13 protein-coding genes are annotated in these 22,468 nt (G+C 40.7%); 5 read left to right on the forward strand and 8 right to left on the reverse strand.

Going from position 1 to position 22,468, the window contains the following annotated elements:
• Window positions 1–84 precede the first annotated feature (84 nt).
• The gene (locus ACFSKL_RS15810; protein WP_376887295.1) at window positions 85–915 is read right to left on the reverse strand and encodes an alpha/beta fold hydrolase; all 831 of its coding nucleotides are present in this window, start codon (window positions 913–915) and stop codon (window positions 85–87) included.
• Between the two features lie 49 nt (window positions 916–964).
• Entirely contained in the window at window positions 965–1,555 is a 591-nt protein-coding gene (locus ACFSKL_RS15815; protein WP_376887296.1) for a TetR/AcrR family transcriptional regulator, read from the reverse strand.
• Window positions 1,556–2,424: 869 nt separating this feature from the next.
• On the opposite strand from ACFSKL_RS15815, the gene ACFSKL_RS15820 reads away from it, so the two are divergent.
• The 5 genes from ACFSKL_RS15820 (at window position 2,425) to ACFSKL_RS15840 (ending at window position 10,890) form a co-directional block, all read left to right on the forward strand.
• On the forward strand, window positions 2,425–4,872 hold the full coding sequence (locus ACFSKL_RS15820; protein WP_376887297.1) for an ABC transporter permease: 2,448 nt from the start codon (window positions 2,425–2,427) through the stop codon (window positions 4,870–4,872).
• Between the two features lie 377 nt (window positions 4,873–5,249).
• Window positions 5,250–6,056, forward strand: a complete 807-nt coding sequence (murI, locus tag ACFSKL_RS15825) for a glutamate racemase (RefSeq protein ID WP_376887298.1) — start codon at window positions 5,250–5,252, stop codon at window positions 6,054–6,056.
• A gap of 261 nt (window positions 6,057–6,317) precedes the next feature.
• Window positions 6,318–9,383 carry a beta-L-arabinofuranosidase domain-containing protein gene (locus ACFSKL_RS15830; RefSeq protein WP_376887299.1) on the forward strand — a complete coding sequence of 1,022 codons (3,066 nt, stop codon included), beginning with the start codon at window positions 6,318–6,320 and terminating at the stop codon, window positions 9,381–9,383.
• A gap of 170 nt (window positions 9,384–9,553) precedes the next feature.
• On the forward strand, window positions 9,554–10,267 hold the full coding sequence (locus ACFSKL_RS15835; RefSeq protein WP_376887300.1) for a DUF1349 domain-containing protein: 714 nt from the start codon (window positions 9,554–9,556) through the stop codon (window positions 10,265–10,267).
• A 116-nt stretch (window positions 10,268–10,383) separates the two neighbouring features.
• Complete coding sequence (locus ACFSKL_RS15840) at window positions 10,384–10,890, forward strand: GNAT family N-acetyltransferase (RefSeq protein ID WP_376887301.1); 507 nt, start codon at window positions 10,384–10,386, stop codon at window positions 10,888–10,890.
• A 257-nt stretch (window positions 10,891–11,147) separates the two neighbouring features.
• On the opposite strand, the gene ACFSKL_RS15845 is transcribed toward ACFSKL_RS15840, so the two are convergent.
• The 6 genes from ACFSKL_RS15845 to ACFSKL_RS15870 form a co-directional block, all read right to left on the reverse strand.
• On the reverse strand, window positions 11,148–13,253 hold the full coding sequence (locus ACFSKL_RS15845; RefSeq protein ID WP_376887302.1) for a protein-disulfide reductase DsbD family protein: 2,106 nt from the start codon (window positions 13,251–13,253) through the stop codon (window positions 11,148–11,150).
• Between the two features lie 11 nt (window positions 13,254–13,264).
• Window positions 13,265–14,359 carry a PLP-dependent cysteine synthase family protein gene (locus tag ACFSKL_RS15850; protein WP_376887303.1) on the reverse strand — a complete coding sequence of 365 codons (1,095 nt, stop codon included), beginning with the start codon at window positions 14,357–14,359 and terminating at the stop codon, window positions 13,265–13,267.
• A gap of 336 nt (window positions 14,360–14,695) precedes the next feature.
• Window positions 14,696–16,129, reverse strand: a complete 1,434-nt coding sequence (locus ACFSKL_RS15855; RefSeq protein WP_376887304.1) for a redoxin family protein — start codon at window positions 16,127–16,129, stop codon at window positions 14,696–14,698.
• A 93-nt stretch (window positions 16,130–16,222) separates the two neighbouring features.
• Window positions 16,223–17,458 (reverse strand): TlpA disulfide reductase family protein, encoded by a 1,236-nt coding sequence (locus ACFSKL_RS15860; RefSeq protein ID WP_376887305.1) that lies wholly within the window; start codon window positions 17,456–17,458, stop codon window positions 16,223–16,225.
• Window positions 17,459–17,517: 59 nt separating this feature from the next.
• Complete coding sequence (locus tag ACFSKL_RS15865; RefSeq protein WP_376887306.1) at window positions 17,518–18,996, reverse strand: RagB/SusD family nutrient uptake outer membrane protein; 1,479 nt, start codon at window positions 18,994–18,996, stop codon at window positions 17,518–17,520.
• 23 nt (window positions 18,997–19,019) lie between these two features.
• Entirely contained in the window at window positions 19,020–22,412 is a 3,393-nt protein-coding gene (locus tag ACFSKL_RS15870) for a TonB-dependent receptor (RefSeq protein WP_376887307.1), read from the reverse strand.
• Between the last annotated feature and the right edge of the window lie 56 nt (window positions 22,413–22,468).

Here is a 22,468-nt window from a genome sequence, read left to right on the forward strand (position 1 = left end):
AAGAATTCCCCTGATCCATAAACATTGGTTAAAATAAGCTTGGCACAAAACATTTTTGCTACTTTGAAAAATAGCTCACCAAGCTTACTCTTGGATAAAACCACAAACTACTTTGACAATTTCCTTGGATCTCAGGTTATGACCCAAACCTTCTGTGGTGATTAGTTTTGAATTTTCCCAAGCATTGGACATTTCCAACGCATTGGTATATGGGGTATCGGGATCATCCTTATCATGGATGATCAAACCAGGCATATCGAGGTACTTCATGAAATGCATCAGGGATATTTCCTCTACCCTGTGCCTAATCTGCATCTGAAATTCATTGGTGATATTTTCAATAGCGTATTTTTTCAACCTCAAGGTGGCGGTGTAAAATGAGAAAAAATCGGATGCCTTGCCCGGTGAAGCCATGGAAACAAATTTCCCTATTTGCCTGATATCGTAATGTGCTATAGCATAAATAACAGAGAAGCAACCAATGGAATGGCCTACAACTGTATCAAATCCACCAAATTTTTCTACAAACATGCTGATCAAAAAAGCATTCATGGGAACATGAAACTGGTTACCTTCGCTCTGCCCATGTCCAGGACCATCATAGGCAATGACGGTATATTCACTCTTGGGAAGTGCTTCGATATAGTGCTTCCAACGGTAGCTGTGACTTTGCCAACCATGTACAAAAAGAACTTTTTTTGGACCATTGCCCCATTTGTAAAGTCTTATATTCACTCCATTAAAGTCAAAATCCTCCTGCTCTGAAGTTTTGAAAAAATCCAAATGTTGTTTTTTCAATTTGGACCGGACAGGTTTACAAAACAACCTAAAACCTACTTCCCCACCCTTTTTCGGACTGATTTTGTTGAGTGTATTGATATACAAACCAATTGATTGATAGATTAACTGTTTCATGCTTTTAAGTTCTAGTAGATACCAATTGGTATCATTTTTGGCAAATTTTTTAGAGTGCTATAGTTTTTATCCTTTGTTTCAGATCATCAATAGCCCAAAGCAGATCTTGAGGATTCTTGCGGATTTTGCTCAACAAAACCCCTCCTTCCAAGGATGATATAAACAACGAGGCGAAACGATCAACTTCCAAATCTTCTTTGATCTGGCCGTAAGCAATCCCTTTTTCTATAATGTGCACAACAGACGACTGTAGTGTATCCAACAACATCCTCACCCTGTCATTGAGTAGCGGTCGGGTATCATCTGTCTCTACTCCCACATTGATTACCGGACAACCACCTGCTATCACGGGATCGAAAACATAAGTTTGGAAAAAGTCAGAAATTGCTTCCAACTTTTGCGGTGCTGTTTCTTTTTCCTTGATTACTTTGACAAATTCATTTTTAATCTTTTCAGCCATAAAATAAAATGCGCTTTCCTCCAAATCTTCTTTATCTGTAAAATGCCGATAAATCGCCCCTTTGGTCAGTCCTGTAGCCTTGGTAATATCACTGATGGATGTCGCTTTGAATCCCTGTGTATTAAACAACCCAGAGGACACACTGATGATCCTTTCCTTTGTGAATTCAGAATTACGCATAATCAAAGATACCGATTGGTATCTTAATTTCCAAAAATCACTTCCAATAAGTATTTGACAATTTTACTTGGGTATTATGGATACCGGAGAAATCGTTTTGTTGAATTATATAATTATCAGCATTAACACCAGAAACTAAACTACTATCGGCTAAAGACCGATAGGTTTGGCTTCGCCTAAAAGTGACCAAAGTGCATTCGAGGCTTAGTGTTCTTTGTGAAAAACTTGGTGATCTTTGTGGTTATAATTTTTACTACAAGAACCACATAGTAAAAACACCAAGTTCCCAAAGAATAAGACACTAAAGTCTTCGTCTAAAGGCGAGGGATTTTCCCCCAGAGTGAGGCATTAAAATACTGGTTCAAGAGGATAATTGCTACTGTTTATTAGTCATAGAGTTATCAGTACATCAATTGATTTAAAACACATCATTTTCTATGGTAAGTGGTAAGAAAGTGGATACTCATATTCAATTTTAAATATGAGTAATATTCCAGTTTTGCATAAACTTAGCCACATGAATTTTTATTCAAGCCAGGCTACCGAAGCAAAAACTTGCCCGTAGACGGACGTTTTTGTTCGATCTGAAATTTAAATATTGGTTAATAGATGCTTAATGAATCGAAAATGAAGATTTTGGATGGCATGGAAGTTGAAAACTAAAATCATATCTGAATCAATGTCGTTTAGCTCATATGTGATAGGTTTTCGATCAATATAAAAACTGGATCTTATTTGGCAAGGAAGACCAATGGAAAGATTTAAACCTGCCAGGTATCGCTTCTTAACTAAACGGCATTGATATTTGAATATATAATAAATGCATTTGTCTAGATTTATAGCCAACACCTGTTCTTAATTTTGAAATTATGTGGAAAAACTATCTGAAAATTGCTTTTCGAAATCTCAAAAGAAACAAGTTTTTTTCCATCATCAATGTAATGGGATTAGCAGTAGGTATGGGAGTCTGCCTTTTGATTTTACAATACATTCAATTTGAATTGAGCTATGATGAATTTCATCCCAAGTCAGGACAGATTTACCGGGTGATCCAAACAGTTGAAAAACGTGGAGAAATCATTTCCCATAGCCCTCTTACAACTTACGGAGTTGCAGCCAATGCAAAAACAAATCTACCTGAAATCGAAGAAATAGTCAGGACTAATCTCTTAGATATTAGTTTGGTGGTATTAAATCCAGAGAAACAGATTTCCCACCAAGAAGACAAGCTTTTGTTTGTGGATGCTGCGTTTTTGGATCTATTTCATTTCGCATTGAAATATGGAAATAAAGCCTCTGTATTTCAAGAAAATCACGGTATGGTAATCACCGAACAAATTGCTTCCAAATACTTTGGAGATGCAAATCCAATTGGAAGAACACTTGAAACCAAAGGTGGGGTTTTGGGAGGAAGTTTTGTGGTAACGGGTGTACTGGAAACCTTACCGGAAAATACCCACTTACAATTTGACTTTCTACTTCCCGTGGATTTTCTGATCAATAACTATGGCAAATACAAAAGTGGTGAAGGTTGGGATTGGGATGACTTTGCTACCTATGTATTACTTCCAGAGAATGTAATCCTTTCGGAAACAGCACAGAAAATTGAAAATCTCATCATCCAACACAAGGGTGATGTATTGGAGACTAACCAAGAGAAATGGAAGATAGGATTGCAAGCCCTTGAAGACATTCATCTGAATTCCAATTACACGAGGAGTTTTGAATCCAACAATGGAAACTTGAAGCATTTGGGATTTTTTTCTATCGTAGGAATATTTATCCTGCTGATGGCTTGGGTTAATTATGTCAACCTATCGACTTCCCAAGCAATGTTGCGGTCAAAGGAAGTTGGCATCAGAAAATCTATTGGAGCTGCCAAAAACCAATTGATCAGTCAGTTTATGCTGGAATCAGTTTTGGTCAATTTCATTGCTGCTGCCTTTGCGCTTGCACTTTCTTCCGCATTGCTTCCTTTCCTCCAAGAATTGGTTGGGAAAAACATTCAATTTATAATAGTCAATGACTGGTACTTTTGGATTGGTTTTTCATTGGCAGTTATCATTGGAACAATAATTTCAGGTCTCTATCCAGCTTTTGTTCTCTCCTCATTCAGACCTGTCAACCTTATAAAAACCGGAGTGTTCAATCCAACTGGCAATTGGAGTTTACGGAAAAGCCTAATAGTATTCCAGTTTTTCGTTTCTGTATTGCTTATTGCTGGCACCTATCTTGTCTACCAGCAGGTTTCATATATGAAAAATCAGGATTTGGGAATGGATGCAGATGAAATACTCGTCATCAACGGCCCCAGGGCAATCATTGAAACTGTCATCAGAAATGGTACAACCCTCGCTGAGCATTATGATGGGTTTAAAAACCTGGCAACTTCCCAACACACTGTGTCAACTGTTACAGGTAGTAGTTCTGTGCCTGGGAAAGGATATTCTTTTGAAAGCATGGTTCGAAAAACCGTCAACCCAGATGAAAACGTAGCATTGGGAAATATTGTGATGATGGACAGGGATTTTATCCATTCTTATGGATTGGAACTCATTGCACAATCGGAGATTCCCGAAAACATCCCTGATTGGTCTTATGTTTTGATCAACGAGACCGCCTTGGAGAAACTGGGATTCGAATCTGCAGATGAAGCTCTCGGGCAAGAATTGGAATTCTTCAGTTACAAGGTAAAAATTCTCGGAATAGTCAGGAATTTCCACTGGGACTCTCTCAAAGACTCCCAATCACCTACTTTTTATGTTTTGGACAATGCATATGGAGTATATTTTTCGGTAAAATTGAGTAAGACCGATATTCAAGAAACCATTGTCCATCTTCAAGAGTCATTTCAAAAGGTTTTCCCGGAAGACCCATTTGACTATTTCTTTTTGGATGAGCAATTCAACCGACAATACCAGGCTGACCTGCAATTTGGAAAGTTGTTTTCCACTTTTTCACTTTTGGCTATTTTTATGGCATGCCTCGGTCTATTTGCCCTTGTGTCTTTTTCGGCGTCTATGCGAACAAAAGAAATCGGTATTAGAAAGGTCTTGGGAGCGACAAGTGGAAATCTTATTGGCTTACTGACAAAAGAATACCTATACCTTCTCGCCTTGGCGGTATCAATGACTATCCCCGTTATTTACTATTGGGGAAATTCATGGTTGGAAAACTACGCATATAGAATTGACATTGGCGTGGAATTCTTTGTTTTACCTGGTTTAATCATGCTTCTGATTGCCATGGCTACAGTGTTGGGCAGGATATACAATACAGCAACCGATACACCTTCAAAGGCCCTCAAGACCGAGTAAACAAACCTCTTTCAAAACTAAGAATAGGAGTTCTAATGTTTGCCCTGCTATATTTCAATTATGTCCATAATTATTGAAGGTCAGCCCACATATTCCTACCTACTATCCAAACTAACAAATGGGAATTTAGAAAACCCCGATACATTTCAAGCTGGATTTTGTTTCTGTTTTTTCATAAAGTAAACAGAGCTCCCTGTACTATTCTTTGATTGGTAATTCGTAGATTTGGGTTTGAATGGAGCAATAGACTACAACATGCCAGTCCAAAAACGGGCTATTTATGGTCTTTTCTCTTTTGTTAAATTTTATATTTCCTGATATCTTTCTGGAGCTTATACTATTTGAGAAACCACCCAACCAAACACTTTAAAGATAAAATGAGCGATTCAATAGGCATTTTTGATTCCGGAGTTGGAGGGATGACTTTATTGGTCAAACTGCTAAAAGCACTTCCGGGTGAATCTTTTGAATATTATGCCGATAGTGGCAATTGTCCGTACGGAGAGAAGAGTGTCGAAGAGATATTAAGCCATACCATCCAAATCATGGATTACCTGACACAGAAGAACTGTAAGCTAATCATTGTGGCATGCAACACAATCTCTACCAACATAATTGACAAGCTAAGGGCTATATACCCCGTTCCAATCGTAGGAATGGAACCTGGGACTAAACCTGCATATAAGATTTCCAAAAATAAAAGAATTGGGATTCTAGCCACAAAAGGAACCTTAAGCGGACTTTTGTACAACAAGACGTTGGACAGTTTCAAAGACAAGGCAATTTTCATAAGCGAAATTGGTCATGGCTTGGTAGAACTGATTGAAAATGACAAAATCGAAAGCCTTGCCATGAGAGAGAGATTAACGATGCTCCTAAAACCAATGGTTGAGCAACAGGTAGACACCCTTGTTTTGGGATGTACCCACTACAATTACCTTACATCCATCATCCATGACATCGTACCCTACCCTATTGAAGTGATAGATACAACAGATGCTGTAAGCAATCACGTAGTGAGGATTCTATACAAAAAAGGAATGGTCTCGACTGATCAGAAAAGACTTGTAAACATTGTAACTACGGGTGATTTGGAGATATTGGGCAAAATGGTTGAAAGACTGAAAATCCACGAACCAAATTTATCCATAGACAAATTACCTGCCCCAAAAACAGGAATATAGTCCCTTCGATACTACTACCCCAATGTACAACAGACAGAACTCTGAACTGAAAATCGCAAGTAAAAACGGTATATCCATGTATCCCAAAAAGAAGAAATCAAGGATTCAAAATACATGTTAATATAGTATGGCTGTTGGCTAAAATAGACTTACAGTTCCAAGTATATTTTTAATAGTTTTACAATGTCCTATCTACAATGGAATTTCTGTTTAAGAATGCTTGGACAGAAATGAAATGTTATTGTTGAAAACTAATATACTATGAAAATGTACAGATTACGCTTGTTTCTCACCCTTGCCACAATTGTTCTGACACTAGGCAACAACCTTGTACAAGCACAAAGTGGAGATCAGATTTTGGATGGGATTGGCGAAACAGGTATGATTTCCCGCTATGTTTTTGATGGAGATATCAAGGATTGGTCTCGAAATAACCTACATGCTAAGTTTCATGGCGAAGAAGCAAAATTTGTAAATGACAGTAGATTTGGAAAGGTCCTATCCCTCAATGGTGAGGACGACTCCTATATTACCATTCCGGCAGATGGCTTGACTGACATCGAATCAATCAGCGTATCAGGCTGGATTTACCTGCGTTCCAAGCAATCGGGACAACGTTTTTTTGATTTTGGAAAAGATATTTTCAAAAATTTCTATGCTGCCCCTTCAGGAACAAAAAAACAAGAAAGTTTCCAAGTGACCATAACTTCACTTAATGGCGAAAATAAAAGCGCCAATTCAAAGGAAATTGAGTTAAACAAGTGGGTTCATATAGCTGTTGTCGTAGATGTTCCTGCAAAATCATTGCTGACATATGTCAATGGAAAGCCAGTGGGAGAAGCCAAGAATGTCCCAATCGACCTTTCAGCAATCTTCGGTCAGCAATCTGAAAACAAAAAACCACTCTACATCGGAAAATCACAAGTAGCGGGAGATCCAAACCTAAATGCCCTAATCCATGATTTTCGAGTTTATCGCATTTCACTGAGCAGCAACCAGGTTGCAGGAATCTATAAAAACGCATCCCAAAACCTCAATGAGGGAGCTGTAAATGTTACTAAAGCTGAGGATGATCTACCTGCTTTCCCCGACTCCCATCCACAACTATATACAGAATTTCTAACAAGTGTATCTGATGTGGAAGTGGAAACAGAAGTTGGCAATTTGCCTAGATTGCCCAGCTACGTAGAGGGAACTTACAGGAACCAGATGAATGGACCTAAAGTACGGGTATTATGGCCTTCTGATACGGACAACAGCGCAGTGATTAACCCAGGTACATATACCATCACAGGACGCGTAGCAGGTACGGATTTTGAACCAAAGGCAACCGTCACCGTAAAGAAACCGGGCAAATCTTCAAGTCCAACACTAAAGCTGGAGACCTTTGATTTGGGTCAGGTGTCTCTAAAAATGGATGCCAGTGGCGAAGAAACAAAGTTTATAGAAAATCGAGATAAGTTTATCACAACTTTGGCAGAAACTGATCCGGATTCCTTTCTCTATATGTTCCGCAATGCATTTGGGCAGAAACAACCAGATGGAGCAATGCCTCTGGGTGTTTGGGATAGCCAGGAAACTAAACTACGGGGACATGCCACTGGGCATTACCTGACTGCCATCGCACAAGCCTATGCAGGCACTGGATACGACAAAAAGCTTCAGGCCAACTTCTTCGAAAAGATGGAGTACATGGTCAACACATTATATGAATTGTCACAATTATCAGGAAAGCAAAAAGCATCTGGTGTCCCATTTGTGTCTGATCCTACTGCTGTACCCCCAGGATCTGGGAAAACAGGCTATGACTCAGACCTGAGTGAAGATGGCATTAGAACCGATTATTGGAACTGGGGAAAAGGATATATCAGTGCATATCCACCGGATCAATTCATCATGTTGGAACAGGGTGCTACATACGGTGGACAGGTTACACAAGTTTGGGCACCATACTATACACTGCATAAAATATTGGCAGGACTCATCGATATTTACACCGTAAGTGGCAATGAAAAGGCCCTTGAAATCGCTGCTGACATGAGTGATTGGGTACATGCCCGACTAAGCCAAGTACCAACTGAGCAGCTTGTCAAAGTATGGAACACATACATTGCCGGAGAGTTTGGAGGAATGAATGAATCCATGGCGCGCTTGTATAGGATTACAGGCAAATCCGATTATCTGGAGACTGCACAGTTATTTGATAATATCAGGATGTTCTTCGGGGACACATCACATACACATGGCTTGGCCAAGAATGTTGATGTTTTCCGTGGCCTGCATGCCAACCAACACATCCCCCAAGTGGTGGGAAGTATCGAAACATACCGTGCATCCAACAACCCGGAGTATTTCAAGGTAGCGGATAACTTCTGGTACAAGACAGTCAATGACTACATGTATAGCATAGGTGGCGTAGCAGGCGCAAGAAACCCAGCAAATGCGGAGTGTTTTATAGCACAACCAGCTACACTCTATGAAAATGGTTTCTCTTCCGGTGGACAAAACGAAACCTGTGCAACATACAACATGCTGAAGTTAACCAATGACCTGTTTCTCTTTGACCAAAGGGGTGAGTTGATGGACTATTACGAGCGTGGCTTATACAACCATATCTTGGCATCTATCGCCAAAGACAGCCCTGCCAACACCTATCACGTGCCCCTTAGGCCCGGATCTATCAAGCATTTTGGAAATGCTAAAATGACAGGATTTACCTGCTGCAATGGGACTGCTATAGAAAGCAGCACCAAGTTACAAAGTGCGATTTACTACAAAAGCAAGGATGATAAAGCACTGTATGTGAATCTATATATCCCTTCGACCTTGGATTGGAAAGAACGTGATGTCAGGATAGAACAAACTACCAATTTCCCGAAAGAAGACCACACACTCTTGACCATCACTGGCAGTGGTCAATTTGATATCAATGTACGTGTACCAGGTTGGGCTACAGAAGGCTTCTTTGTAAAAATCAACGGTAAGGAACAAAAAGTTCAAGCAAAACCCGGTACCTATCTAAAAATCAGCAGAAAATGGAAAAATGGAGATACCATAGAGCTGAAGATGCCTTTCCATTTCTACCTTGACCCGGTAATGGATCAGCAGAATATTGCCAGTTTGTTTTATGGCCCTGTATTGCTGGCTGCACAGGAACCCGAAGCTAGAAAAGATTGGAGAAAGATAGCACTGGATGCCGAAGACATCAGCCAGTCAATCAAAAGCAATGGACAGCCACTGGAATTCATTATTGAGGATGTGGTTTTCAAACCATTCTACGAATCCTACGGTCGTCATTCAGTTTACCTGGATTTCTCCTTGAAATAAAAAGCATAGCTTTATACATGAATAATAGATGAAGCAAATAAATTGTCCAGGAAGATTAACCTTTTCAAAACCAAAGGATTGCAAGACAAACAATAAAAGAATAAAGGCGAAGTCTGTTGAATCGATGTGTTATGCTTTAAAAATTAGAATATTTAGTTAAAATTAGCTGCATGAAAAAAGTATGGTTAAAGATGTTGCTTGTAATGGCGGTAATGAGTAGTTGCGACAATGCAACAACTGACAAAACTGAAAGCTCATATGAAGTTACAGTAGGAGAAGCCTGCTCTGTGAAAGTTTCTGGTATTGAATTTACCAAATCCATTAATGGAGCCAGGGAAGCGACTACCCATGAAAGCGACAAACTGATCATCAAAAGCAGTGCAGAGCAGGATAATTTCAATGATCCTGACGGAAAGCTTTCGAACAACAGTGCACCTGTCTTGCTTACAAAAATAGACAACACCAAGCCTTTTACATTCACTGCCAAAGTTACCCCAACATTCAATGATGTCTATGATGCAGGTACTTTGTATATATACCAAAACCCAAAGTCTTGGCTTAAATTTGCATTTGAGAAAGACGAGCGTATGAAAACACGGATCGTGACAGTAAGGACGATTGGCACCTCTGATGACAACAACCATGATATCGTAGAAAGCGAAAACGTGTATATGAAAATTTCCTCTGATGGTAAAACCATGGGCTTTTACTATTCATTGGACAAGGAAAACTGGCAGTTGGTCCGCTTATTCCGCAATGACTACCCCGAAGAGACTTGGATAGGATTGGGAAGCCAATCACCTATTGGCGATGGTTCAAGTGTGGCATTTGAGGAATGCTCTTTGACATCGAAGAGTGTAGAAGACTTTAGAATGGGAATTTGATAATGCAAAAAATTGGACGTACATAAAGGAAAAAATCAACGACACCTTTCCGAAACTATAAAACGAAAAATTTGGATAAATTGATCAACAGAAAAAAGTCTATAAAAGCCTCCAAGGTGGAAATAAAAAAAGCCGAAACAACAGATCTGGAAAGCTCATTTAGCGTAATCAACCAATGCGCCATTGATCTAAGAAAAAAGGGAATGAATAACTGGGATCGATATACAAAAGACAAAGTTCTTGATATAATTCGGTCCAATGAAATGTTTCTCCTACTAGTCGACAATGAAGTGGTTGGGACAATTAACATATCACAAGTACCACCAAGTTTTTTCGATGCCAGTGACATGGAAAAATGGGAAAGCCCCGATAGCAAAGCATATTATTTTACCCTTTTGGCGACATCACCCAATCATCAGGGAAAAGGCTATGGTAGTTGTCTCATTGGTTTTGCAGAAGAATTCGCCAAAAATGAAAACGCCGAATATCTAAGATTGACAATGTTTCCCAATAACAAGCCATTAAAAGATTACTACCTAAACAAATCCTTTGTTTTCAGACATGAAAGGGTGGTAGATGGGTTGAATTTGAAATTATCGTTTGGGGAGAAAAAGTTGGTTTGATATTTAAAATCATTCCTTAAAATCAAGGATAACAGGGAAATTGCTTTTAACAATTTCAAACTGATAAACTTCGAGAGTTGTCCAATTTGGTGGAATGATCTGTGCGGACACATACCAAGGTGATTAAGTTCAAACCTTCGAAGAATTTTTTGGAAAGGAGCGGTTTTACGGCCAGGTATACCCAAGGTAGATTTATTCTAAAAAAAGCAGCTGGAACATTCCAGCTGCCTTTCACCTATCGTTAAACTATATTTGGGTTATACATTACTGAAATTAGCTATCCCACTTTGCAAATAATCACGGTAGCCTCCCACATCATAAATCGCACCTACGGGATCCACCAGCACCTTTTTCCCTTTGGGATCCATCAGCACATAGTAAGGCTGGGAGTTGGAATTGAATTTCTGGGCTTGCACATCGCTCCACTTTTTGCCGATGCTGTTGATCTTCTTGCCGCTGAAGGCAGACACATAATGCTCCTCTTCCGGCAGGCTGGTTTTGTCATCCACATATAGCTGGATCAATACATACTCATCCCTGATAAGCTTTAGCACCTGCGGATCAGGCCAGATGCTGGCCTCCATCTTCCGGCAGTTGACACAGGCATGGCCTGTAAAGTCAATCAATACAGGTTTGCCCACCTGCCTGGCATATTCCATCCCCTCCTCATAGTCAAAGAATGGCTCCAGGTTCAGCGGGGCATGAAACAGCCCTGCATATTTTCTCTGGGGACCAGATGTCCCCGAATGTGCCTGGCCCGCAGGGATCCCCCCTACCGTCGGCGTATACAGGTCAAAGTCCTGTGTATGCTGGGGTGGCAAAAATGCCGATATGGACTTGAGCGGTGCTCCCCAGAGCCCGGGAACCATATAGATCGTAAATGCGACTACTATGATACCCAGAAATATCCTGGGCGTAGAGACATACTCCACCGGGCTGTCATGTGCAAACCTGATCTTGCCCAACAGGTACATGCCCAACAATCCGAAAATCGAAATCCAAAGTACCAAAAACACCTCCCTATCGAACCAGTCCCAATGGTAGGCCAAGTCCACATTGGAGAGGAACTTCAGCGCTAGCGCCAACTCCAGAAAACCCAAAACAACCTTGACACTGTTCAGCCATCCCCCAGACTTGGGGAGGGATTGCAGCCAGGAGGGAAATAGGGCAAACAATGCAAAAGGTGCTGCCAAAGCCACCGAAAATCCCAACATCCCCACTGCTGGGCCAAGGTATTCCCCCATGCTTGCGGCTTGCACCAGCAATGTCCCGATGATGGGGCCGGTACAGGAAAATGATACAATCGCCAAGGTTGCCGCCATAAAGAACAGCCCCGCCAAACCGCTTTTATCGGATTTTTGGTCCAGTTTATTGCCCCAGGAATGTGGCAGGGTCAACTCAAATGCCCCGAAGAAGGATGCCGCAAACACAACCAAAAGCAGGAAAAAGAAGAAATTGAATACCCCATTGGTCGACAGTGCATTCAGGGCGTCCGCTCCGAATACCACCGTGATCGCCAGCCCCAAAAGCACATAGATCACCACGATCGACGCCCCATAGATCAGGGCTTTGCCTACAGCGGAGCCCTTGTCATTGCTTTTGGTAAAATAACTTACCGTCAAGGGCAACATCGGAAAGATACAGGGCATCAGCAATGCCGCAAGTCCTCCCAAAAAGCCCGCTATCAAGATGCTCAACAGTGATCTTTTAGCATCTTTCTTACTTTCATCATTACTAAGTGTCTGCGATTCAACTATCGTTTCTGCATCTGCCACAAATACACTGGATGAATCCAGTTCTTGTGTATTTTCTATTGGTTCTGATAGCTTTTCTGAATGATCAGGATCTTCTTCATGTTTTGGAGAACTTTCAACCCCTACAGCTGCTTCTTGCGGCATTTTCAAATCAAAACTATAAGACACTTGGTTTGGAGGAAGGCAATTTTCATCATTGCAGACCATAAACTCCACGAACCCTTCTACCTTCACTTGGTTTCCCAGCAACTTGATCTCCTGTTCGAAAAGGGCCTCACCATCAAAGTAGCTGATTTCCATGCCAAAGAGATCTTCAAACTTAGTCACCGCCTTACTTTTTTCCTTTACTTTTCCCTGCAGCTTAAATTGGGTACTTTCCTTGAATCGGAAATTGGTAGGTACTGGGCCACCCTTTTCTATGTTTTGGGAATATATATGCCATCCATCTTCCAATGATGCCTTGAATCTCAAGACTGCAATTCCCTCCTGAATCTTGCTTTCGTCCACTTCATAGTCCCATTTTACAGGATTGTGCATTTGGGCATAAAGATTTCCCGGACATATTGCCCAAGCAACCAAAATCACCAATATATTTTTTATATACTTCATATGTTTACTGCTTAAAGGTTTTCTATCAAAGTATCTGAATACTGGCTGGAAACAGGCCTTCTTTCCACACTGGAATAACCAACAAAGGATAGTTCTTTGCTTAAGTATCCAGAAATTGCCGGTTCGGTTTTCATCAGATCTGTGCTGAGGTATTTTTTATTACAATCGGGAAACACAGTAACTACAGTAGCATCATTTCCCAGAAATTCTTGTACTTTCAGTGCTCCTATAAAATTGGCCCCGGAAGAAATACCCACTGCAAGACCTAACTGAGAAGCCAACATCTGTGACACAATGATGGCATCCCCATCATGGGCGCTGATGGCAGACTCCAGATCATCCAGTTGGACAATAGATGGAATAAACTCATCGGATATACCTTGTATTCTATGGCTGCCAACCTTGTAGCCAGTTGATAAAGTGGGAGACTCAGCAGGCTCCAATGGATAGACCTTTGCTTCTGGGTTAGCTTCCTTCAGGCTTTTTCCAACCCCCATGACCGTCCCTCCAGTACCCACACCTGCGACAAAGGCATCCGCTATCTTTCCAATTCCTTCCAACTGTCCTAAAATCTCCAAACCTGTAGTTCGTTGATGGGCTTCCACATTGTATCTGTTTTCAAATTGTTTGGGAAGAAATACGCCTGGACGGTTTTTATGGTCATCTTCTGCCATAGAGATAGATCCCAAAAAACCTCCATCTTCCTTACTTACCAAGCGGATTCTTGCCCCTAAACTCTTGATGATATCGATCCTCTCTTTGCTGAGCCAATCCGGCATAATGATCTCCACCTGATGTCCAAGTGCTTTTCCGATGGCTGCAAAAGCGATTCCTGTATTTCCAGATGTGGCTTCGATAATCACATCCCATGGGGAAATTTGGCAGGTATTGTAAGATTGGTGAAGTGTGTAAAGTGCCATCCTGTCTTTGATGCTTCCTGTCAGGTTATACTGCTCGCACTTCACATATATATTTCTCGTTTTTCCTTTGTACACGCATTGGATTTCCAGCATAGGTGTGTTGCCCACCAACTTCCAGAGGTGGGAAAATTTGGATTTGAGTCTATCATCAAGACAGACTGAGCTCGATATTTCTCGTGAAATCATGGCATAATTATTCTAGGCCACCTTTTTTAATGAAAAATGGCTTGTTTATTCTAATGTTATAAATGTTGATTATGTATATCCGCTTTCTTACCAGTAGCCATTTAAAATAATGTATCCATATTGTTTCCAGCGCAAGTTGACTGTCAACCGTCGACTGTTGACAATTATCCGCATGATTACATATGCATAATTTAAACTACTGGTGCCATTGCGGATAATCATAATGTTGATTTTATTAGAAGCCAGAAACTTGGACTTCCGATAATCGAATCCTGGTAATTTTAATAGGGTAATATAACGGTGAGCTCCATGCTCGTTGCTCACCGTTATATGGATTTAACCTATCAAATCTATCATCATGGCGATCTCCTCCACTGCAGCATCTTCTCCTCCAGAAAATCCAGACACCTTAAACCTGATATTCCCTTCCTTATCTAGGATGATTTTTGTTGGAATCCCGCTGATTCCAAATGCGCTGACTACTTCATTTTTCCCATCTTCATTCTTAAGATCCATCAATACATGGAATGGATAATCATTATCGCTGACAAATTGCTTCACACTATTGATAGGGTCTTTATCTGTTTCCCAAGTATGAACAAACAAAAATGCAACATCAGGATTCTCTGCAAATCTGTTTACGGCTTTTTTCATAGATGGAAATGATTTTATACATGGACCACACCAAGTTGCCCAAAAATCAATGATCACTACCTTTCCCTTCAAAGAAGCCAGAGAAACAGTATTGCCATCCAAATCTTTCAAAGAGAATTGCGGTGCTGGCTCATCCATCATTATCTCGGCCAGCTCAACCTGCAGTTTGCTTTTTAACTGCTTACCCAAATTTTCAATATAAGCTGCATAATCACCATTTTCATGGTATGTGAAATACAAAGCCTTCATGTCTTCTTTCATCTCTTCAGTTGCCAACCCATGGCTATAGGACTCTGCAAGTTTTTCAAATGCTTCTTTTTCCCTTCCAAGTGCAGTCAAGACTTTGGCATACCTCCCGTTCAGATTCACCTTTCCTTTCTCATCACTAATTTCATGGGCTTTTTCCAAATATGTCAATGCCTTTTCCGCATTGCCATCTTCCAGCAAAATCCCCGCATACTTATCCATAAAACCAGCCAATCCCATTTTGACATATGCAAACTCTTCATTATTTGGATCAGCTTTATCCACATAATCCTTTGTCTTTTCTATTGTCTCCACGTAAAGTTCTGTTGCCAGTTCCCTTTGACCATTGGTCATAAGAATGTCTGCAACCTGAACAAATGTATTACTGCTCATCATCGGATGCTCAACCATTCGTGCATATTTGATTGCTTTATCACTGTTCTTTGCTGAAGCTAAAGTTGTGGCAAGTGAGTTGAGACCATAATCATAAATCATACTTCCATCCTTGAAATTCTCAGGAGGAAAAGTTTCCATAAACGTTTGGAACAAAGCTTCTTTGCTTTGAGCATCTTTTTCCCCCATGATCTTCCTGAGATCTTGGTTTCTCGCCATTATGCCCAAAGGAAATTTCTCTACCATTGCAACATTGATGGAATCAGCAACCTTTCTATCGTCAAGTTTATGGAAATATTGGAATGCGGTAATCCAGTTTTCCTCTTCCTCGCTATCCAACAACTGGTAAAGCTCTTTTTTCAATTGCTTTTTATCGGATTCATTTTCCGAGTTTAACAAAGCTTCATAATGGTTGTTTTCCTCTTGTGCAAAGACAGGAGAGCAGAAAAGGAGTAATAATATCAAGATATATTTCATGGTGATTGCTATTTGATTTTTTTGAATTGAGTTCAATGAGTTTGGCATTGTTTTGAAAACAGGTGTTCATGGTGTCCAAAACGGAATCTATGGTCATGCTTCGAATATTTCTTCCAATAACTTGTCCAATTCTTCTTCTTCGCTACCAAATCTTCCGATGATGATTCCTTGGGGATCTATCAGTATTTTGGTAGGAAGAAAATGGATGTCATACCCTTCAGAGATAGCATCTTCCAATATTTTAAACCCCTCGGTTCTATCTATTTTCAAGCCCCTCAACGCATGCTTCCAAATCCCAATTTTATCAACTTCAATAGCCTTTTTCCAAGCATCATGGTTGCTGTCATCATCGGAAATACCAATGATTTCAAATCCCTTATCGTGGTATTTTTGATGTAATTGGATCAAGTGCGGATTTCCTTTCCTGCAAGGCACACACCAACTTGCCCAAAAATCCAATAAGACATATTGCCCTCTAAAATCTATTAAGCGTAACTCTTCACCATTGATATCTGTAGTCTCAAATAGTGAGGCTTCTGCACCTGGGGAAGCCTTTTTCAACTTTTCAAGCTGTTTTTCAATTGATTTTCCGTAAAACCCTCCTTTTACATCCTCTGGCATCCTGCCAAACAAATCCACTGATCTGTCAAGCTTATAGCTTGATATTTTTGTGGACATCAAAAAGGCTGAAACTTGGTTTCCTAAATCATTTTCAATAAAATGGTTGGTTACCGAATCGATTTTTTCCCTGAATGGCTCCATTTCCAATTTCACTTGCTCCATTTCTTCCTTATACAACTCTTCTTCCTCACTGTTTTCGAGCTTTTTGGCAGTTCTGTACTTTTCACCCAACTCATCATAGGTACTCGATAGTTTATACAGATCTTTTTTAAATGGTTCGATCAAAGCTTCATATGATTCATAGTCCTCGTGGAATTTTGAACCTTTCACTTTAGGTGTAAGCAAGATAAAACTCCCTGATTTCCGATCATATTTAGCAGTATCCAATGTTATCTCCATGATGCTTTTGTCTGCCTTCACATTGGCATAATAGGTCATTCCATCAGTGACAATCAGCATATTCAAGTCCCTCGGAGAATCCATATCCCCTTTCAGGGTGAATTTCCCATTGACAATCATGGTCGAATCCAAGGTAGTCGAAGATCTCTCAATCATATCATTGGAGACAATCTTCACTTCCGCACTATCCAATCCAGCGACACTTCCTTCTATCAAGAAGGTGTTTTCTGGAATTTGTTCTTTGCCAGGATGACAACTTGCCAGAGCGGCCAGGAACAACGCACTTAAAACACTTTTTATATCCTTCATAATCATTTATTTAGATTTACTTCTTCTTAGTTTGAAATTTCAGTTTTCCCTTTGGAAAATCAATAACCTGGATTTTGTTCCACGACATTGCCACCTGATTCGATATTGACCACATCAATCGGCAAAATGTACTTGTTTGGATTTGTAGCAGTAGACTTCACTTTAGTAACATCAAAGCCATCGACAAAATGGTAGCGTACCAAATCATACCATTCCTCTCCAGTTTCCAAGCCCAACTCGGCCCATTTTTCTTTCCGAACAGCTTCGAGAAACTGCTCATAAGAAATTGTAGCTGGATAGGTCTCAAAACCATCACCACCCGTTGACGTAGCTCCTGCCCTGATCCTAATTGCATTGAGAGCATCCAAGGCATCTTGAGTCACACTATTATTGCTACGGGCATTGGCCTCAGCATATATCAGATACACTTCCGACATTCTCAAATGGTAAATCATCTCATACAGCTGACCGCTAGCAGCATCACTATACTTGTAGGTATCTAGCGTGCCGTTATTATCGAAAGTCAATGAAGGTATCCTTCCTCCATCAAGATCAATACTTTGCGTCCCAATTGTGGTAGACACCTGTGCATCAGCTAGATAAGAAGGATCTATCGCAGCCCAATATCCACCTATGAAATTCCCAATTCCAAGTCCACCTTGAGGTTCACCTTTGGAGCCAAAAATCACTTCTGGACTTTCAAATAATGAAGGGGTTTGACCTTGAAATATCCCAGCATAATCAGTCGCCAGACGAAAAGTATCCCCTGTGCCATCAATCACTTCCTTGGCAAGCATAGCTGCTTGTTGATAGTCCCCTTTGTACAGCATTACTTTTGCCTTCAAGCCTTTTGCATAGGTCTTGTTGGTAAAAAACCTCGTCCTCAAATCCGGAGCATCTGCAATTGCCTCATCCAGATCCGAAAGTATTGCATCATAAACTTCCCCAACAGTATTTCTTGGAAAGGCTTCGCTGGAGCGGGCAGGCTCCAATCTTAAGGTAATTCCATACTTGGAGCCAACATCATAAAACTGTCCAAAAAGACGCAACAAATAAAAATTGGCAGTTGCCCTTACTGCTTTGGCCTCTGCTATAATCTGAGTCTTTCGACCTGGAGTCACAAACACATCTTCCGGCAACGGCGAAACTTTTTCAATAAGCCAATTGCATCGGTTGATTATATCATACATGCGAGCATATGCCCCCAAGGACGTACTGGCATTCACAGGTATGGGTTCGTTGTTTATAAAACCCAATGCTTCCTGTCCTGTATTGAAGAGCGTATTTGTCAGTACTCCACTCATCAAGGATGGAATCAAATATATTTCTGGATTTCCAGATCCACTACTCCTTTGTCGAAAACCAGAATAAACGCCAATTAGGGCCAATTCGGCACTGGCTTCATTTACTATCGCCTCATCGGCATCCAAAGCAAAATTTGGATTAAAACTTTCCAGGTCCCTTGCCAAATCGCAGGAAGATAAACAGATGGATAACAAACCCACCAAACAGATATATGTATATAATTTGATTTTCATAGTCAACAATGTTTAAAGATTTGTTACAGACTCAATTTAGCACCTATAGAAAAGTTTCGCATTTGGGGATAGGCAAAACCACCATCCCTGACCAGATCTACAGTTGAACCTCCACGTTGGGCATTTACACTTTCGGGGTCAAGTCCAGGATATTTCGTGATGACGAACAGATTGTTTCCACTTAGGGAGATTTGTGCCCGATGAATCTTCGTTTTAGACAGCCATCTATCGGGAATGTTATAGGCTATTGACATAGCTCTCAGCTTGATATAGGAAGCATCCATGACATTTCTACTGGTTGGCACAGAAGTACCATGGGTAGCAGAGCCCATCCGTGCAAATTGGGCATCCACATTCTCTGGGGTCCAAGTGTCATTTACATGTGTGGTTACATTATTGAAAGGGTTAACAAATGCAAATTGGTTTGCACCTCTTTCCCATAATCGGTCAACCCCCTTAACAAAGTTAAAGTTGAATATAAAATCAAAGCTTTTATACCTTACAGTATTGTTCCAGCCTCCAAAAAAATCAGGGTTGATGTCTCCCAGTGGTATACGGTCATCGTTGGTAATCTTGCCATCACCATTGATATCCCTGTATATATAATCTCCAGGTTGGTTCAGTCCATTTTGATATCTGCCATCGGAAGCACCTGCATTCAAGGCATTGATCTCTTCGCTACTTTGAGCTATAGAAACCACATCATAGCCAATGATTACCCCCATAGGTTGTCCCTCCAATATGCCAGCACTTCCAAATGCTGTGGTAGTGCCCCCATGGAGCGCTACTACTTTGTTTTCTATAAAAGAAATATTGAAGGATGAATTCCACCTAAATCCCGGCTTACTGATTATATCACTACCAACGCCTATTTCCCATCCCCTATTGGTGACATCTGCAATATTGGCATTCCAACGGGAAGAACCAGTCTGGGCTGGAAGTGGCACCATCAAGATGATACCATTGGTGTTTTTTTGAAAATAGACCACCTCACCGTAAATCCTATTGTTGAACAATCCAAATTCCAAACCCAAGTCCAACTGCTCTGTTTGCTCCCATCTTATGGCTGAATTTGGTACACCTTCCACTACGATCCCATTGATATTGTTATACCTCGAATCACCATTTCCCAAGGCCCTGTAGTATGCCAAATAGGAAAAAGAAGGTAAATTATCAGATCCCGTACGTCCCATACTTGCCCTTAACTTGAATTGATCCAAGAAGCTGACATCCTTCAAAAACCCTTCATTGTGAACATTCCAGGCAACTGCTCCAGATGGAAAGAAACCCCATTGGTTTTCAGGTCCAAATTTCACAGAACCATCGTAACGGGCTGTCAATGTAGCCAAAATCCTGTCTTGAAAATTGTAGTTGACCCTTCCAAAGAGTGAATTCAAGGCCATTTCATTCACATCACTAGTTGCCCGGACAAATTGGTTGGCAGATCTGATATCGACCAAAATCTCATCATCCGGAAAGTCTGAGTATTCTTGGGATTCGAGGTCAAGCCTTGAATGATCCCAGGAGATCCCTGCTACAGCGTCAATGGTATGATTCCCCCCAAAATTTTTGTTGTAGTTCAACGTGTTTGCCCAGGATTTATTGAACCCAAAATTATGCTGTACATCCATCAAAGCCCCATTTGTCCCATAAAACATGCTTCTAAACAAAGCTGTGGTAGTGAACGAAGGGTTGAAGATCGAACTTCTGTCATTGTTAAGATTCAGACTCAATTGTGACCTAAAGCGCAAGCCCTCAATTATCTTGTACTCTCCATAAACATTTCCCAAAACATTCCTGGAAACCGCATGGTTTCTTACTTTTCCCTGGTCTCCAACTGGATTTCTTATTGCAAAACCATAAACACTTGGTGAGGATGAATATTGTCCACTTTCATTGAATACTGGGAGGTCTGGCCTATAAAATGCCCCAGTTGCGATTGAAGCTAAACCAGATTGTCTGTTGACTGAATAGTTGTAACTAAAATTAAAACCAATTCTAAGCTCTTCTGTGATGTCCGCATCAAGGCTGCTGGAAAGGTTGTATCTGGAAAATTTATTTCCTAGCATCACCCCTTCTTGGTCTGATACATTTCCGGAAACCAAATAATTGATATCTGAAGTCCCACCTGAAATGCTCAAGTTATGCTGTGTCCAAATGGCATTGTGGTTCACAATCTCCCGCTGCCAATCAGTATCTGCATTGCCAAAATCAACCGCTTGATCCTGACCTTGGGCAACAAGAAAATCCCTGTATTGACTCGCATTTAAGACATCATACGTATTCAAGGGGTTTTGTACGGTCGTCATAGTTGAGAAATCCAATTTTGGTTTCTGGTTACGCTTCCCTCTTTTGGTGGTCACAAGAACAACGCCATTGGCTGCCCTAGAGCCATAGATAGCGGCAGAAGATGCATCCTTCAATACATCTACACGCTCTATATCATCCGGATTGATAGACAACAAGGGGTTTTCACGGTCTCCAAAAACACCGATACTCCCCACATCTCCAAACCTTGGGTTAATGACTACAGGTACCCCATCGATCACATACAGTGGTTGGTTATCACCGATAAGTTGGCTCAGTCCCCTGACATGGACAATCGCACCACTTCCCGGCCCACCTGATTGGGATGATACATGTACACCGGATATTTTCCCTATCAATGCCTGATCTACAGTTTGTACCCTGAGTTGCTGGATGTCTTTCGAATCTACCGATCCTACAGAACCTGTAAGGTCTGAGCGTTTGGTTTCACCATAGCCGACGACCACAAACTCCCCGAGTTCATTTTCGGCTTCCTTCAGTATTATATCTAACTGGCTTTGATCTCCCACCAATACTTCCTGCTTTTCAAAACCAATGAATGAAAAGATCAAGACATCATTGGAATTGGCATTTATCCTAAAGCTTCCATCATTACCTGAAACGACACCTTTGCTGGATCCCTTGATGATGATAGTCACACCTATCAATGGGATTCCCTTTTCATCCCGGACGACCCCGGTAATATTTTTCCTTACAACAGGAGTCTTTTGTACCTCTTTTTCCCTTACGTCCTTTACAGTCAAGACTATTTGCCTACCTATAAGTGCATATTGGATATTGGTATCAAGGAAGACTTCATCGAGTACTTTGTCCAAAGGTTTTCCATTGGCTTGTACGTCGATTTTTCTGTCTAGGTCTAAATCCCCAAGGTGGTAAAGGAACTTATAATGTGTAATCTCCTCTACGGAAGCAAACAGTTCCTCTAAGCTTGCTTGGCTGAGATTTAAAACAATTTTTGTGTCTTGGGAATATGAATACACTTGGATTCTTACCAAAAACAGAAGAAAAAATAATACTGTATACTTGATTTTTGGTTTTAGTTTATGGGCATTAGAATAATACCTCAATAATTTGTCGAGATTTTTCATACTTTTGTAATGGTTGAATGGTGTCTTGAAGAAATTTAAGATTCGTTCTGTCTTCA

Origin of the sequence: Belliella marina, assembly GCF_042682445.1 — a bacterium.
GTDB classification, from domain to species: domain Bacteria; phylum Bacteroidota; class Bacteroidia; order Cytophagales; family Cyclobacteriaceae; genus Belliella; species Belliella marina.

Coding starts and splice junctions, on each gene's coding strand:
- ACFSKL_RS15810 (WP_376887295.1), bottom strand. CDS start 915: ATGAAACAGTTAATCTATCAATCAATTGGTTTGTATATCAATACACTC.
- ACFSKL_RS15815 (WP_376887296.1), bottom strand. CDS start 1,555: ATGCGTAATTCTGAATTCACAAAGGAAAGGATCATCAGTGTGTCCTCT.
- ACFSKL_RS15820 (WP_376887297.1), top strand. CDS start 2,425: ATGTGGAAAAACTATCTGAAAATTGCTTTTCGAAATCTCAAAAGAAAC.
- murI (WP_376887298.1), top strand. CDS start 5,250: ATGAGCGATTCAATAGGCATTTTTGATTCCGGAGTTGGAGGGATGACT.
- ACFSKL_RS15830 (WP_376887299.1), top strand. CDS start 6,318: ATGAAAATGTACAGATTACGCTTGTTTCTCACCCTTGCCACAATTGTT.
- ACFSKL_RS15835 (WP_376887300.1), top strand. CDS start 9,554: ATGAAAAAAGTATGGTTAAAGATGTTGCTTGTAATGGCGGTAATGAGT.
- ACFSKL_RS15845 (WP_376887302.1), bottom strand. CDS start 13,253: ATGAAGTATATAAAAAATATATTGGTGATTTTGGTTGCTTGGGCAATA.
- ACFSKL_RS15850 (WP_376887303.1), bottom strand. CDS start 14,359: ATGATTTCACGAGAAATATCGAGCTCAGTCTGTCTTGATGATAGACTC.
- ACFSKL_RS15855 (WP_376887304.1), bottom strand. CDS start 16,129: ATGAAATATATCTTGATATTATTACTCCTTTTCTGCTCTCCTGTCTTT.
- ACFSKL_RS15860 (WP_376887305.1), bottom strand. CDS start 17,458: ATGAAGGATATAAAAAGTGTTTTAAGTGCGTTGTTCCTGGCCGCTCTG.
- ACFSKL_RS15865 (WP_376887306.1), bottom strand. CDS start 18,996: ATGAAAATCAAATTATATACATATATCTGTTTGGTGGGTTTGTTATCC.
- ACFSKL_RS15870 (WP_376887307.1), bottom strand. CDS start 22,412: ATGAAAAATCTCGACAAATTATTGAGGTATTATTCTAATGCCCATAAA.